General features: G+C 35.2%; 15 protein-coding genes. 3 read left to right on the top strand and 12 right to left on the bottom strand.

Going from position 1 to position 15,876, the window contains the following annotated elements; genetic code table 11:
* Positions 1 to 9: 9 nt before the first annotated feature.
* The 4 genes from RM706_RS09330 to rpsF form a co-directional block, all read right to left on the bottom strand.
* Complete coding sequence (locus RM706_RS09330; protein WP_311350790.1) at positions 10 to 3,216, bottom strand: TonB-dependent receptor; 3,207 nt, start codon at positions 3,214 to 3,216, stop codon at positions 10 to 12.
* A gap of 101 nt (positions 3,217 to 3,317) precedes the next feature.
* Positions 3,318 to 3,770 carry a 50S ribosomal protein L9 gene (rplI, locus tag RM706_RS09325; RefSeq protein ID WP_311350789.1) on the bottom strand — a complete coding sequence of 151 codons (453 nt, stop codon included), beginning with the start codon at positions 3,768 to 3,770 and terminating at the stop codon, positions 3,318 to 3,320.
* A 14-nt stretch (positions 3,771 to 3,784) separates the two neighbouring features.
* Positions 3,785 to 4,084 carry a 30S ribosomal protein S18 gene (gene rpsR / locus RM706_RS09320; protein ID WP_311352011.1) on the bottom strand — a complete coding sequence of 100 codons (300 nt, stop codon included), beginning with the start codon at positions 4,082 to 4,084 and terminating at the stop codon, positions 3,785 to 3,787.
* Entirely contained in the window at positions 4,084 to 4,422 is a 339-nt protein-coding gene (rpsF, locus tag RM706_RS09315) for a 30S ribosomal protein S6 (protein ID WP_311350788.1), read from the bottom strand. The genes rpsR and rpsF overlap by 1 nt, the downstream gene beginning before the upstream one ends.
* A 237-nt stretch (positions 4,423 to 4,659) precedes the next feature.
* Here rpsF and RM706_RS09310 point away from each other — a divergent pair, with 237 nt between their 5' ends.
* Positions 4,660 to 5,352, top strand: coding sequence for a LytR/AlgR family response regulator transcription factor (locus tag RM706_RS09310; protein ID WP_311350787.1), 693 nt, complete (start codon positions 4,660 to 4,662; stop codon positions 5,350 to 5,352).
* Here the strand turns inward: RM706_RS09310 and priA are convergent, their stop codons facing one another.
* From priA to nadC, 4 genes are all read right to left on the bottom strand, one after another.
* Positions 5,353 to 7,809 carry a replication restart helicase PriA gene (gene priA / locus RM706_RS09305; protein ID WP_311350786.1) on the bottom strand — a complete coding sequence of 819 codons (2,457 nt, stop codon included), beginning with the start codon at positions 7,807 to 7,809 and terminating at the stop codon, positions 5,353 to 5,355. It lies immediately after the preceding gene.
* Positions 7,810 to 7,818: 9 nt separating this feature from the next.
* Entirely contained in the window at positions 7,819 to 8,265 is a 447-nt protein-coding gene (locus RM706_RS09300; protein ID WP_311350785.1) for a DUF2147 domain-containing protein, read from the bottom strand.
* 82 nt (positions 8,266 to 8,347) lie between these two features.
* The gene (locus tag RM706_RS09295; protein WP_311350784.1) at positions 8,348 to 9,325 is read right to left on the bottom strand and encodes a YihY/virulence factor BrkB family protein; all 978 of its coding nucleotides are present in this window, start codon (positions 9,323 to 9,325) and stop codon (positions 8,348 to 8,350) included.
* On the bottom strand, positions 9,326 to 10,183 hold the full coding sequence (gene nadC, locus RM706_RS09290) for a carboxylating nicotinate-nucleotide diphosphorylase (protein ID WP_311350783.1): 858 nt from the start codon (positions 10,181 to 10,183) through the stop codon (positions 9,326 to 9,328).
* A gap of 92 nt (positions 10,184 to 10,275) precedes the next feature.
* Between nadC and rlmH the strand changes: the two genes are divergently transcribed.
* The gene (gene rlmH / locus RM706_RS09285; protein ID WP_311350782.1) at positions 10,276 to 10,749 is read left to right on the top strand and encodes a 23S rRNA (pseudouridine(1915)-N(3))-methyltransferase RlmH; all 474 of its coding nucleotides are present in this window, start codon (positions 10,276 to 10,278) and stop codon (positions 10,747 to 10,749) included.
* Here the strand turns inward: rlmH and RM706_RS09280 are convergent.
* From RM706_RS09280 to RM706_RS09265, 4 genes are all read right to left on the bottom strand, one after another.
* Positions 10,721 to 11,641 (bottom strand): type IV pili methyl-accepting chemotaxis transducer N-terminal domain-containing protein, encoded by a 921-nt coding sequence (locus RM706_RS09280; RefSeq protein ID WP_311350781.1) that lies wholly within the window; start codon positions 11,639 to 11,641, stop codon positions 10,721 to 10,723. The two genes, rlmH and RM706_RS09280, sit on opposite strands and share 29 nt — an antisense overlap.
* Positions 11,642 to 11,780: 139 nt before the next feature.
* Positions 11,781 to 13,673 carry a phosphoglycerate dehydrogenase gene (gene serA / locus RM706_RS09275; RefSeq protein WP_311350780.1) on the bottom strand — a complete coding sequence of 631 codons (1,893 nt, stop codon included), beginning with the start codon at positions 13,671 to 13,673 and terminating at the stop codon, positions 11,781 to 11,783.
* A 159-nt stretch (positions 13,674 to 13,832) separates the two neighbouring features.
* Positions 13,833 to 14,627 carry an alpha/beta fold hydrolase gene (locus RM706_RS09270; RefSeq protein ID WP_311350779.1) on the bottom strand — a complete coding sequence of 265 codons (795 nt, stop codon included), beginning with the start codon at positions 14,625 to 14,627 and terminating at the stop codon, positions 13,833 to 13,835.
* 18 nt (positions 14,628 to 14,645) lie between these two features.
* Entirely contained in the window at positions 14,646 to 15,098 is a 453-nt protein-coding gene (locus RM706_RS09265; protein WP_311350778.1) for a methyltransferase family protein, read from the bottom strand.
* 45 nt (positions 15,099 to 15,143) lie between these two features.
* On the opposite strand from RM706_RS09265, the gene RM706_RS09260 reads away from it, so the two are divergent.
* On the top strand, positions 15,144 to 15,719 hold the full coding sequence (locus RM706_RS09260) for a non-canonical purine NTP diphosphatase (protein ID WP_311350777.1): 576 nt from the start codon (positions 15,144 to 15,146) through the stop codon (positions 15,717 to 15,719).
* Positions 15,720 to 15,876 lie beyond the last annotated feature (157 nt).

Here is a 15,876-nt window from a genome sequence, read left to right as displayed (position 1 = left end):
GAAAACTTCTTAATTAAAAATATAACGAACACCCACCTGTGCCTGCCATCTCGAAAGTAATCTCGTATCAGCAGAAAAAGTATTTGTTCTATTTGGGTCAAATGTGAATGTTGGAGTATTAGTATCATCAACGGTTACACCCAATACTTGATCAAAATCTTGACGCTCAACAACACCCCAATTAGAATTTAATAAATTTCCAATATTGATGACATCCAAACTCACTTGAAATTTGTTTGTGTCATTCAACTTAATATCCTGCAGTACTTTTACATCCCATCGACCTCTCCAAGGTGCCAAAGCTCCATACCGCTCTGCATATTGTCCTCTTCTTCCGCTCAAATAATCATCTTGTTGAATAAATGCCTCAAAAGCCGCGGCTTGATCCGCTCCAGTAAAGGCCATTTGCCCAACTTCGCTTGCTGTTGGAATGTAAAGCAAGTCATTAATACTAGAACCATCGTTATTGATATCTCCACCATAGATATAGTTAAAACGACCACTTTGAGCATATTCGAAGAAAGATGAAATAGTAGTCCCTGTTTTAAATGCTTTTGAAATTACGCCAATAATACGGTGCCTATCGCCATACCGAGAATTTGATAACACATCTGTATTTGCGTTACCTACCACGGCATTACCTGCAAAAGCATCACCTGTAATTTCAGCATCAATAGAGTTCACCTCTTTGGCATCTAAATAACTGTATGCCAACTGTGTATATAGGCCATCGTCAAAAGTCTTTTGTAACTTCAGCGTGGCATTCCAAATTCGACCTTGGTCAGAATTGGTAAATACATAGGCATTTGTTGGTCCGCCAAATAATTGTGATTTGTCCTCATTCTCATAAACCGCCCTATTGTCAGGACCATTTAAAGTCGCAGATGGCGCTCCTAGACCCCAGTTTTGAACATGTGCAGCATTGAGGTCTTTAGTATAAGATAAGTCTGCTGTTAACACAATTCCATTATCAAAACGTTTATCTAATCCTAGATTAGTTCTCCAAACCTGTGGCCATTGAAAATCTGGGTCAACAACTTGATAAAAGAAAAAGTCTGTCCCCTGTACTTGGTTACCCAACCATACGAATGGAAAACGTCCCGTAAACACTCCTGAACCACCTCTAAGTTGAAAGCTCTGATCTCCCTTAGTATCCCAATTAAAACCAACTCTAGGAGAAATCAACCAATCGTTGTTGGGTAATGTTTCTGAATTAATTGTAATGGGTTCATTTGTTTCAGGATCAAAATATTGAATATCTGGTGCATAAGTACCGCCATCAGCAAGCAACCCTCCTTTTCTATCAATATTTTCTCTAATTAAATCACCTGTGTCAAAATATAATGGTCGGTCAAAACGAACTCCATAAGTTAACTTAAAGTTATCTGTGGCATCCCATTCATCTTGTAAATAAAATGATAATTGACCAACATTGGTCTCAGCTAAAGCCCACCCCCCTGGGGTACCATCTTCAAACTGATTGTTATTATTAGCTGTTGCAATGGCCGTGTTAAACTGCTGTTGGTATACAGCTACTAAAGCAGCTTCGCCAGCAGCATCTAAATTTCTAAAGTCTGCTATTGAGCCTGAAGGAAAGAAAACACCTTGAGCACCATAAGTTCCTAAATTAAAGGAATTATCAAATTGGAACTTTTCAAATGAAAAACCAACGGTAAAAGTATGGTCGCCCGTAAAGAAGTTTAAATTATCTGTTAGCTGAAATACTTTTTGATCCAATCTATTGTTAATCGAAAAAGGCTCATGGCCCGCAATAATATAATTGGAACTTCCTGTTTCATCTAAAATTGTGATACTTGGTGCTGGTGAAGAAAAAGGATTTCTAAAATCATCAAAATGCGTATAACCAACTTGAAGTTTATTAGTGGCATCATTCCCGATAGTACTGTTCAGTTCTAACTGTACAGATCTTATATTGTTATTGATTTCGTAACCTGCATTCTCAAACTGTAGTGTTTGCGTGCTTGGTCCTCTAAAACCAAGTGCATCTCTATTAGCTGGTTTACCTTTTGATGCATTTAAAAAGTTATATATCAATGCCAACCGATTATTATCATTAATATTCCAATCTAATTTGATAATACCTTTTGTCGATTCTTGGTCAAAGTTAAAACCGGTAGTAGCACCTGGATTATAGAAAATCGGATTCCCTTGGGCGTCTTGACCTACTACAACCTGACGTAAAACATTATCAACCAAGCTCATATCGGTTTGAGTAACCCTTGAAGTACTAATACCCGCTTGACCAACACCACTAGGCACAAAACCATCCGTACCCAGCTCGGTCAAATCATCTTTTTCGAAGTTTGCAAAGAAAAATAACTTGTCCTTTACAATTGGTCCACCAATACTAAAACCGTATTGCTGTTGCTCTAACCCCGTTTTTGTAACATCATCACCGTTAATTTTTCCACCGGTCAAATCATCATTTCTAAAAAAACCATAGACGGTACCCCTAAATTGGTTTGTTCCGCTTTTAGTTACGGCATTTACCGAAGCACCAGTAAAACCTGATTGTGTAACATCATAAGGAGCGGTAGTAACAGAAATTTGATCAATGGCCTCAATGGAGATTGGGGTCGCATTGGTTTGTCCACCCGGTTGAGCAGCATCCAATCCGAATGGATTGTTAAAAATTGCACCATCCAATGAGAAGTTATTATACTGATCATTACGACCACCAAACGAAAGACCAGAAGCACCTGATGAAGCGGCAGGTTCTAATCTAATGAAATCATTTGTAGACCTCGATATTGTAGGTAACCGTACCAAATCTCTTCTGCTAACACTGGTTGCGGCACCTGTTCTATCACTTCCAAAAGTTCCTGATTGGTCAGAAACAACGATTACCTCGTCAAGCTGTTGGCCTCCAGAAACCATTTGTACACTGTAATTAAAGGTTTTGCCAAGAGAAAGAAAAATATCGTTTCTTATATCATCTTGAAAACCAACAAATGAAATAGTAACTTCATATGGTCCGCCAACCCTTAGGTTCAATAGGTTAAAACGCCCTCCATCATTTGTTATTGAACCATATCTCGTTCCCGTGGGCGTATGAATGGCTACTACATTAGCGCCAAATAAGGGTGCGCCCTGATCATCTGTTACCATACCTCTAATATTAGAAGTGGTAACTTGGGATAAGCCCGATGTAATTGTCATCAGAAAGACCATTCCCATTAGTAAAATTTTCTTCATAATGTGTCTTGTTAAGTTATCTTAAAGCAATTGCAAACATAGCATAAAAAAAGAGCTATGCGTGCATAGCTCTTAACAAGTTATTAACTAAAAAGTAAAGTTTACTTTGCCTCAGCAATTACTTCAAAGGGAAAATCAACAATTACTTCTCTATGTAGTCTAATCTTAGCATTGTAAGGACCAGTTCTCTTTACAGTTCCACCTTGAATTGTGATGAACTTTCTATCTATGGCTTCACCTGCTTTTTCCAAAGAAGCGGCTAGGTCTATATTCGAGATAGAACCGAATAGTTTGTCGCCCGCACCAACTTTTGCAGGTATCTTAATTTCTAAAGTTTTTAGGTTGTCAGCGACCTTATTAGCTTCATCAATTACTTTCTTCTCTTTATGCGCTCTTTGCTTTAAATTCTCAGCAAGCACCTTTTTTGCAGACGGGGTAGCCAAATCAGCTAAACCTTGAGGAATCAAAAAGTTTCTACCATAACCGTTTTTTACGATTACAACGTCATCTTTAAAACCTAAATCTTGTACATCTTGTTTTAATATAAGTTCCATTTCTCCGTCTTTTATTATTTTAACATATCACCTACGTATGGCATCAATGCCAAATGACGTGCTCTCTTTACTGCTTGAGCAACTTTTCTTTGATACTTTAATGATGTACCTGTCAACCTTCTTGGTAAAAGTTTACCTTGTTCATTAACTAACTTCATTAAAAAGTCAGGGTCTTTATAATCAATGTACTTGATACCTGATTTTTTGAAACGACAATACTTTTTTTGCTTGTTAGTTTCAATATTCAAAGGGGTCAAATACCTAATTTCACCGTCCTTTTTTGATTTCGCTTGTTGTTCTATTGATGACATAATTATGCTTTTGCTTTTAACTTAGTTCTTCTTCTTTCTGCCCAAGCAATTGCATGCTTGTCTAATTTAACAGTTAAAAATCGCATGATTCGTTCATCTCTTCTGAACTCTAACTCGTAAGGACCAATGGCCTCACCAGGAGCAGAAAATTCAAAAAGGTGGTAAAAACCACTTTTTTTGTTCTGAATTGGGTACGCTAATTTTTTTAGCCCCCAATTTTCTTTGGCCACCATTTTGGCACCATTCTTAATTAAGAAATCTTCAAATTTCTTAACTGTTTCCTCTATCTGAGTTTCAGACAGAACGGGATTTAAAATGAAAACAGTTTCGTAATGATTCATATTATATATTTGTTTAAGGAGCGCAAAAGTAAACATTATTAAAAGTATTCACAAGAAATATAAGAATTGTTCGTTATTCGTTTAAGAAGTTATTAACAATAAAAATCGAAATAAACCCTACATCGCGCCTAATGCTAATTACACAACAGAATAGACCATGTTTACATCTTTTGTTGCACCTTACCGTTGTTTTTATGTAATTTGCCGATGATTTAACCCCACAAATCACCCCAATTTATGAAACTTAGAAGTATAATTGTAGACGACTCATCAATGCAGCGCATGGCTGTAGCGAAGTTAGTCAACAACCACCCACATCTTGCTTTAGTTGCTGAATATAGCAATGCTATTGAGGCTAAAAACGGTTTAAAGAACCACGAGGTAGATCTTATCTTCTTGGATGTTGAAATGCCTATTATTAGTGGTTTTGACTTACTAGAGGCTTTGGAAAATCCTCCACAGGTAATTTTAATTACAGGTAAGCCTGACTATGCATTAAAGGCATTTGACTATGATGTTACAGACTACCTTCACAAACCTATCACATTAGCTCGTTTTGAAGCTTCCGTTAAGAGAGCTGTTTCAAAATACGAACAAATCAATAGAGTTGATGAGGATGAAGAGCATATTTTCGTGAAGAGCAACCTTAAAAAACGTAAGGTTATCCTTAATGATATCAAATGGATTGAAGCTTTAGGTGATTACATTAAATTGGTTACTGACGAGGCCAATATTGTAATTTTATCTACCATGAAGTCTTTTGAAAAGCAGTTGCCTGCTGAAAAATTCTTAAGAATCCACAAGTCCTACATTGTAAATCTTGAAAAGATTGAAAAATTCAACAGTAAAAATGTTGAAGTAGGTGGAAGACAAATTCCATTAAGTAGAAATAAGAAAACTGAGTTGGCTGAAGCACTGGCCAATGTATAGTTAGATATGGTCTACATCATAGACCAATCTAATACTTCTATATTGTGAAATAGCATTAAAAGAATTTTCAATTCTTCTAATGCTATTTTTTATTCTAGTTATTGATTCGGTGGTATTAATTTTTATAAGTATATTTTTTAAATATTGATTTCTGATTCTTGCGACTGTTGGGTATTCCGGTCCTAAAACTTGTACTTTCAATACATTTCTTAATGAAGAAGCAAACCAATCTGATGCCTCATTCAATTTATTGTAGTCTTTATCTTTTAAAGTAATTCTTATGATGCGAACATGGGGCGGATACTTAAATTGCTCCCTTTCATATAATTGCTCAGAAAACATTTTTTTATAGTCATAATTTGATACTTGATGCAAAATTTGATGGTACGGGTTATAGGTTTGAATCAGAACTTTTCCTCTTTTTTCTGTTCTTCCTGCTCTACCTGCTACTTGAGTCATCAGCTGGAAACCACGCTCATGTGATCGATAATCAGGAAAGTTCAGTAAGCTATCCGCATTCATAATTCCAACAAGAGCAACGTTTCTAAAATCAAGGCCTTTAGTTACCATTTGCGTGCCTACCAAAATATCAAACTCTTGTTGTTCAAAAGCATTGATGATTTTTTCATAAGCATATTTTCCCCGTGTCGTATCTAAATCCATCCGCCCAATTCGATATTCGGGAAACAACTTTAACAATTCTTCTTGTATTTGTTCTGTACCAAATCCTTTGGTGTCCAAAGTGTTATTTCCGCAAGCTTGACAACTTTGCAACAATGACATATGATACCCACAGTAGTGGCAGCGTAATTGATTTCTATGCTGGTGATACGTCAGACTCACATCACAATTTGGACATTGAGTCGCATGACCACATGTAGTGCATTCTACAATTGGAGCAAAACCGCGTCTATTTTGAAAAAGGATGACCTGTTCTTTTTCCGCTAAACAATTTGAAATTTCTTCAAGAAGCTGTTCAGAGAAATGACCTTTCATTCTTTTTTTTCGGGTAGCCTCTTTAATATCGACCAATTCGATTTCAGGCATAAGCACATCACCATATCTTCTCAGCATTTGTGCAATACCATATTTTTTTGATTTTGTATTAAAAAAAGTTTCTAGGCTTGGGGTTGCCGAACCTAAAATACATTTTGAATTGTGAAGGTTCGACAAAACAATCGCGGCATCACGAGCGTGATAACGTGGTGCGGGATCAAACTGTTTAAAAGAGGATTCATGCTCTTCATCAACAACTATTAAACCTAAATGGGTAAAGGGTAAAAGCAGTGCAGATCTTGTACCAACAATAACTTGTGCTTTATCATTGCCATGCAAAACATTGTTCCAAACTTCCACCCGTTCATTTAAACTGTATTTAGAATGATAGACAGCTATCTTATTCCCAAAATAGGCCATAAGTCGGTTTATCAGCTGTGAGGTCAGAGCAATCTCTGGTAATAAATACAAAACCTGTTTTCCGGTCTCTATGACCTCATTAATAAATTTAAGATACACCTCTGTCTTACCAGAAGATGTGACCCCATACAACAAACAAACTTTATCATTCTCAAAGTTACCCTTAATATCAACTACAGCTTTCTCTTGTTGGGCACTTAACTCTATTTGACTTACCTCCTTAGAATTTACATCGAATTGAACCCGGTCGGCCCTGATTTCATATGATTCAAATATCTCTTTATCAATAAGTGCTTTTATAACTGCCTTTGAAATACCGCTAAACTTTACAAAATCATTTACTTTTACCCTTGATTTTTGTTGCGATTTTAACTGAAAAAAGGCTAATAATGCCTGACTTTGTTTCTGTGCACGTGCCAATTTTTCTAATAGCCTCTCTAGTTCTGCTTCAGATTCATATGCCCTGTTAAGCCTGAGGTATTTCTCCATTTTTGGGCGATACTGTTCATGTAAAGTTTCCTTCAAAAGAATAGCCTGCTTTTGTACCAATTGATTAACAATGGGCAAAACACGCTTTCTATCTATAATTTTTGAAATCTCATCAATCTTTAAGCTTGATTGATGACGTAAAGCTTCTAAAATCAAGAACTCATTGTCGGAAAGTAAAGCCTCATCAACTTGATCTAATTTATTAGGCAATACCAAGGTTTCACTTTCTAATAAAAAGGAACCTGGTAAAGCTCCACGAACAACCTCACCTAGAGTGCACATGTAATAATCAGCAATCCACTGCCAATGTTTAAATTGTATTTCAGTCACAATAGGTTCATCATCTAATAGCTGATGTATTTCTTTTGCTTCATAAACTTGTGGTTCATTATGATGAATATCAAAAGTAAGAGCTGTATAAATTTTTGATTTTCCAAACGGTACTGCAACTCGCATCCCTCTTTTTACAAGTGAAGCTTCTTCGCGTGAAAGCCGGTAAGTAAATAGTCTTTCTAAAGGTATGGGAAGGACAACATCTAAAAAAAAGTCCATTATCGGAATTTAGTCAACGACCCGAAGCCATGTTTGTGTTCGGTATAAAAATGCCAAATATCCCCTAACCTTTAGTTGGTCTGAATTATCAGGGTCAATCCAAATTCGTCCTCGAAAAGTCATCGCCTGTTCTGGATCAAAAAGTTTTTTCCCTTTAAAAACTCCTTCGCCATTATCTTCGAAACCGAAAATAATTTTCATACCCTCAACGGGCTTATCCTTTAAGTCTCCTTTGCACTTAATACAAAGAGCATTCTCTTTTCCTTTCTCTACAATCTTCAATACTCTTCCATTTAAAAGACCATTTTCTTTATAAAGTTCGACGATGGCTTTAGGGTTGCCATTTCTATCGTCAACGGTTTTCCATTTTCCAACAATTTTTTGACTTGATACGCTATATGATATTAAAAATAGAACTATTGAAAAAAAAAGAATTTCGGGGTGTTTTTTAATCATTTTTTTAATATTACTTCTAAAAGTATAGCAACATTTTTTGCTATTCGATTATTTAATGGTTCAATACTAGCCATTTTGTTTATTAGCCATCATGAGCTTTCATTTCATTTTTTCTTAATGAATGTAATGTTGCATTCAATTCAAAGCCTAACAATAATATGTTTGAGTTGAGCCATATAAAAACCATTAATATTAATAATCCTCCAAGTGCGCCATACAATTCATTATATCGCGCAAACTTTTCTACATAAACTCCAAACAAATACGAAGTAACTACAAAAAGTAAGGTCGTCATTAAAGCACCTGCAGAGAAAAATCGAACTTTTCGCCCTTCGGCAGTGCCAAAATAATACAATATTGCGGTAGTTAGGTACGACAATAACATAAAGAACAAAATTTTAGCTAGTTGCAAGCCAATATCATCTCCCTTTTCAATATCGTAACCCAGTCTCTTTCCTAGGTATTCACTAGTGTACTCAACAATATAAAACTCGAAATAGACAAATACTATAGCACCAATTATTAGTAAAATAGATAAGAGCAATCCAACCATTAAGGCATACGCATATTGTCTGAAAAAGTTTCTGGTGAGCTCAATATGGTATGAATTTTCGAATGCGCTAAATATTGCATTTACCCCATTTGCAACTAAAAAAATTGATATTAAAAATGCAGATGATAAAAGTCCGCCCCTTTTCTGATCTTTTATTTGCTGATAGATCTCTCCAAAATATTCACTCGTTGCAGATGGTAAAAAAGATTCAAGAAATAATAAAAATTGAACATCAAAATTCTCATTCCCAACGCTTACATAAGGAATTATAAAAGGAACTAGTGTTACTAAGAAAATTAAAAGTGGAAACAAAGCCATGAACAAACTAAAAGCAATGGAACTAGCTCTACTTGATAATGCGCCTTCAACAATTCCTACAACGTATATCTCGACTAAATTATAAATCGAAAGTCCCTCAAAACCAGGTAATTTAATCTTCTTCAATAACCTAGCTATCCAATTAATTATGGGAATCTGTTCCAACCTATCCTCGATGGCTTTAGACATCTATACGGCTTTTAAACTTAAATCCATATTATAAACAGAGTGTGTTAAAGCCCCAGAAGAAATATAATTCACTCCACATTCTGCATATGCCCTAATGGTTTTCTCATTAATTCCGCCAGACGATTCGGTCTGGCATTGATTACCTATTAATTCTACTGCTGTTTTAGTGTCAGCATAATTAAAATTATCGATTAGAATTCGATAAACTCCGTCAGAATTGAGTATTTCTTTAATTTCATCAAGATTTCTTGCTTCAACAATAATCTTTAGGTCGCGATTACTGTTTTTTAGATAATCTTTTGTTTTGGCGATTGCATTTGTGATTCCGCCAGCAAAATCAATATGGTTATCTTTTAGCATTATCATGTCATACAATGCAAAACGATGGTTCTCTCCTCCCCCAATTTTAACCGCCCATTTTTCAATAGCTCTAATGCCTGGTGTGGTTTTACGGGTATCCAATATTTTTGTTCCTGTTCCTTCAAGAAGGTCAACAAAAAAGTTGGTTTTAGTCGCTATAGCACTCATACGCTGCATTGCATTAAGCACAAGCCGCTCAGCCTTGAGAATACTTTGTGAACTGCCCGAAATATAAAAAGCTATATCACCATATTCTACCTTTGCACCGTCTTCCACAAGGGTTTCAATTGTTAAATCTGAATCTACATATTCAAATACCTTTTTCGCAAATTCAACACCAGCTAAAACACCCTCATCCTTAACCAATAATTTAGCTTTACCAGCAGCATTTTTGGGTATACAGGCTAAAGAACTATGGTCTCCATCACCAACATCTTCCCTAATGGCATTAACGATAATCAGGTCTAACTCTTTTTTAAATTGAGCTTGAGAAATCATGATTGAAATTTGTATTTAAGCTAAAATACTAAAAAGCTCTTCCATCAATAATAAATCGACTGCAAATACTACATTTGAACAAATATTTTATAATGACCATAAAGCTGATTGCTATTGGTAAAACGGATAGCACAGAACTACAGTATCTAATATCAAATTATTCAAGTCGATTGCGACATTACGTAAAATTTGAATTGGTGATAATTCCTGATTTAAAGAAATCAAAAAATCTTTCTGAAACCGAACAAAAAAGAAAAGAAGGCGAAGCACTTCTAAAATTAGTATCTCCTTCTGATGCACTAGTTTTATTAGATGAAAAAGGAAAACAATTTACTAGTATAGAATTCTCCCAACTACTACAGAAGCGAATGAATAGCGGACTTAAAAACCTAATTCTTGTTATTGGCGGTCCGTATGGATTTAGTGAAGAAGTATATAAAAGAGCAACTCAAAAAATCGGACTTTCAAAAATGACCTTTTCACATCAAATGGTACGTTTGTTTATTATAGAACAATTGTACAGAGGGTTCACTATTCTTAAGAATGAGCCTTATCACCATCAATAAATTCTTCAGATGGCATAATGCTATATTTTTCTAATAGGCCCTCAACCTTTTTTATTACTGCATGGTGAGGCATCTCAGTTTCATCATTTTTTTTAAGTGCTTTCACCATGTTATTTGAAACTTCTTTTAACTTATCTAATTCTTCTGAAATAAACTTTAATATTTCTTGCTGTCTCTCAGGTATCTTCTCAACTTTTAGCACGTATTGTAGGTCTTTAATATTCTTTATGTGTGAACCAAATACATGTGATTGATGCCATGCAATTTCCTCCAATTTTTTCTTCTGCTTCATAATTCTATTGATAATAGGATTCACAATAAAGAAAATCTCAAATAGAACGATTAACACAGAAAAAATAGCTAACTCCATTTCAATAATGCGCATTCCCTTAATATCTTCCTCTGATTTTTTTTGAAATTGCAAAACGATTTCATTCATGATAATAGTGAAACGGTCAACACGATAACGCATATCATTGAACTTGATGTCATCAATATCTTGCAAATCACTCAAATTCCACTTAAACCAGTTCACATAAGGTTCTAACCTTTCAAAATTGGCAGATATGCCCTCATTGTCCAAAGGGTCTATACCAAGATTATAACTTCCTTCTTGTAAAGCGGCATTCATTTGATATAGCTTGTTAAGTGTTAGCTTTAGCTCTGCATAATCACAATTGTGATATCGGCATGAATACACTTCGTTTAGAAGTCGTTGACTAAGCATGCGCTGACGACCTGCCAAATTCACAATCTTTGCCGTAGAACGTTGTTCATTTAGAGAATACTGAATAATGGACTGTATCGCTATGGTTAAGACAATAATGGACACTACCAACAAATAGTATGCTCGAAAACCCTTCTTAAAAACTTTTTTCTTGCCGATTTTCAACTGTAAGTTTCTTTAAATATTAAGAATTATCTTACAATTTAAGGTGAAAAAAATGTCTAAAACTAAAAATGTTGTCAAAGAGTACTATTTGCTTGTGAAAGCTCAGATTACTTGTTTGTTCAATATATGAAGCATGTTATTAATAGAGCACTCTAAACTTTATGGTATTCTTCACATTTTTCAAAGCCTTAATAACATCTTTATTATATTCCTTATCCAAATCAGAGATTACATAACCAACGTCACTATCGGTAGAAAGGTATTGCCCGGTAATATTCATCTCATATTTCGCTAAAACTTCATTGATTTTAGCCATTACCCCAGGTACATTTTTATGTATGTGTAAAAAGCGATGTGCGTTGTTCTGTTTTGGCAACCTTATATTTGGGAAGTTAACAGCATCAACCGTATTTCCTGAATTGATATAGTCCATTATTTTATTAGGTACAAAATCCGCAATATCTCGCTGTGCTTCTTCTGTACTACCACCAATATGAGGCGTTAAAATTACATTATCGAGTCCTTGTAACTCGGTATAAAATTCGCCATTGCTTCTTGGTTCTTCAGGGTATACATCAATCGCGGCCCCTCCCAGTTTACCACTTTTAAGCGCTTCTACTAAAGTAGGAATATCAACTACAAACCCTCGTGATAAATTAATAAGTATAGCACCGTCTCGCATTTGATTGATTTCGCGCTTGCCTATAAAATTCTTATTCGCTTTATTATCATCAATGTGTAAAGTAACTACATCTGAAACTGATAGCAAATCTTCTAAAGTAGCGCATTTTGTAGCATTACCCAGTGCCAAACGATCTGACACATCATAATAATAAACACGCATACCAATAGCTTCAGCTAAAACGGAAAGCTGTTTCCCTATATTTCCATAACCAACAATTCCAAGGTTTTTACCTCTAACTTCTTGAGAATTTAAAGCAGTCTTGAACCATTTACCATTATGAATTTCAGTACTACGCGCAAAAATGCTACGCTTTAGCATAATAATTTGACCCAACGCCATCTCAACTACTGACCGTGTGTTGCTGTATGGTGCATTAAAAGCAACTACACCTTTTTTCTTGGCAGTTTCTAAATCGATTTGCGTGGTACCAATACAAAAGGCTCCTACGACCAACAAGCGGTCCGCTGCTTCCAACACTTTTTTGGTCACCTGGGTTTTAGAACGAATTCCCAATACATGAACCCCCTTAATTCGTTCAACCAACTCTTCTTCAGGTATAGCATGCTTTACCAATTCGACTGAAAAGCCTTCTTCTGAAAGGTTATCAAAAGCATCAGGATGCACATTCTCTAACAACAAAATCTTTATTCTATTTTTAGGGTATGATATTTTTCTTGGTAAATCATTCACAAATAAAAACTCATTTAAATTAGGTGTAATATAATCAGCATTGTTGGCGGCTTTCTCACGATGTACGTTTTCTGTATAAGCAAAAAATTTATCTGCAATGCCCGCTTCACGCATAACATAATCACTATAACCATCACCAATCACCTGTACCTCACCTTCTAAATTAAGGCTTTTAAGACATTCTATCTTTCCATTATGTGATGAAAGTACATTGGCAGTGTCAAAACCAATAATATATCCATCATCATCAAACTCAAAAGTATTGGCATAAACCCGTTTTGAGGGAATATTATATTCTGCTACAATTGGGTCAATAAACTCTTTAAAACCACATGATATCACATAAATAACATCTCCATAATTTTCAAAGAAAGCTTTATTCTCTTCAATAGATTTTGATATTTTTTGCCTTAGCTCAGTTACTAAACTAGGCAAGTCAGTCTTATGGGCATTTAACAGTTGAATTCTTCTTTCTAAGGACTCAGTGAATGAAATATCGCCATCAATTCCCAGATTAGTAATCTCTTGAATTTCGGTTAGAACAGCATCTTTGTTTGACTTACCATTTAAAGTCATCTCTGCCAAAACGTCAAGTGCTTCCACACTTGTTAGTGTACTATCAAAATCAAAGACATATTTTCTAGCTGTCTCAACCATTATTGAAAAAATTTAAGCTTCAAAAATAAACATTAAATCGGTCGGCAATTTATGGTGAAGAAAAAAAGGTGTTTTAAAACATTTTTATCCGAAATCGATATAAAATCATCACAGAAATGGTCAAAAAATTCAGGATATGATATTTTCTAGCAGGTGAAATCAATCTTCAATAAAATCTGCTACCTCTTTTGAAAAAGCTACTGTTTTATAAGTTTCGTTATGATTGCCTAGAACTAATTTTAAAACTGCTCCCGGAATAGCTTTTTGTAATTCTTCTGGATCCCCGTTTTCCAAATCCTCATCTCCAGCTATAACAAGCACATTTAATTTTAATTCGGCCAATTCACTAACAGTTGTAACGGGTTGAAATTTCTGTTGTAAATGAAGTGAGCGAAAGTCGGCATTTATAGAAGTGGCATACGCTACAGCTCCTTCAGTCAATTCATTCACTTTCCCAGCAAAAGCTGCTGCAAACATATGTTTTCTATCCCAATTGGGGTCGGTAAAATCAATACCCATTCCTCCCAAAACTGCTTTTGTAATTCGGTTATCTTGGATTAAGAGTTTAGCCAATACAATACTACCACGAGAGTAGCCAACGGCACTATATTTTCTAATTTTTAAATTATCCATTAACAATATCAAATCTTTGACTTCTACATCATCAGCGTAGCTTTCATCCTTTTGGGGTTTATCAGAATCTCCATTGCCACGCAAATCAGGAATAATGACTTGATAACCATTTGCCAATAATGCTTTTTTCAATTCTGTCTTATGCCATGACTTCCCGTTTTGTATGAAGCCATGAATCAAAAGTATTGGTGCTCCTTTCCCTTCAATCGAATAAGCAATCTTAACCCCATCAAAAGAGGTCAAATAATTGGTTTGGGCAGTTGCTAATTGCTTAGATACAATTAAATGAATAAATAAAAAAAGAAATCCTAGTTTTCTCAAAATTTTTATTTTTAGACATTAAAACCACCTTCTAGTAGCTTTCAAATACAATCGGTATTCTTTTCCAAATAATTTAGTTAGAGCCTCTTCTTCTCTTCTAATTTGAAAATGATTCATATAATACACAAAGGCTGCGGCCGTAATTGTATTAAATGCATTACCGAGTTTTAGGCCAAAACCGATTAAAATCAACAACATGGCCAAATACATTGGGTTTCTGGTATACTTATAAATACCATTGATGACCAATTTTTTGGCTTTTAAGGGTTCGATAGGGTTTGTAGTAGTTCTAGCTTTGCGAAATTTCCAAAAGGCCATCAACATTAAAAAAGCAGCTAGGCTCCAAGCAAAATATTGAAGCTCTCTTCGTCCAAAAAAATCAAATTCCCCTACAGGTAAAAAAGCATCAAGTCCATACATCAATCCCCCAAAAACAAACATTACAATTGGTGGCGGTACTTTTATATTCATAACGGCTAAAATACTACATTAGCTTTCAAATTTTGTTGGATCAAAATGAAACTTGTTTTTGCTACACACAACACCAATAAGTTTAAAGAAGTAAAGCTTCTAATACCAGAACCTATTGAATTGGTCTCATTGGAAATGATTGGTTGTCACGATGAAATTCGAGAAACAGGGAAAACACTTGAAGAAAACGCTCAACTAAAAGCTGACTTTGTGACCAAAAATTATGGCTATCCGTGTTTTTCAGATGATACTGGCCTCTTGGTCGAGGCTTTAAATGGAGCCCCAGGGGTCTATACCGCTAGATATGGGGGTCAACAAAAGGATGCCAATGACAATATGGATAAACTTTTATCAGAGCTTGACCAAGTTTTAAATCGCAATGCTCATTTTAAAACGGTAATCGCGTTAAATATAAATGAAGAAACCCATTTTTTTAAGGGCATTGTAAATGGTCAAATAACGTATAAAAAACAAGGAAATAAGGGTTTTGGATACGACCCTATTTTCATTCCAGATGGTTATGAAAAAACTTTTGCCGAATTGCCGTTATCTGTCAAAAATAAAATTAGTCATCGCGGCCTTGCCATCCAAAAGCTGATTACCTTTCTTTCAGCGCTATAAGTGCCTGAAATGAAGTAATCTATAATTGGTACTGTCACGTAAATAATTAGCAGTACCTTTGCCCCTTAATTAACGCCGCCGGTATGGCAGGTGCTGCGCTGAGCAAGGGTTTATAAGTCAGAATCGCTCTATGCAACACACATATTTGCGAATACTT

The organism is Croceitalea rosinachiae, from assembly GCF_031846445.1.
Classification (GTDB): domain Bacteria; phylum Bacteroidota; class Bacteroidia; order Flavobacteriales; family Flavobacteriaceae; genus Croceitalea; species Croceitalea rosinachiae.
The sequence above is the reverse complement of the archived record's forward strand: the minus strand, read 5'-3'. Positions and strand labels throughout refer to the sequence as shown.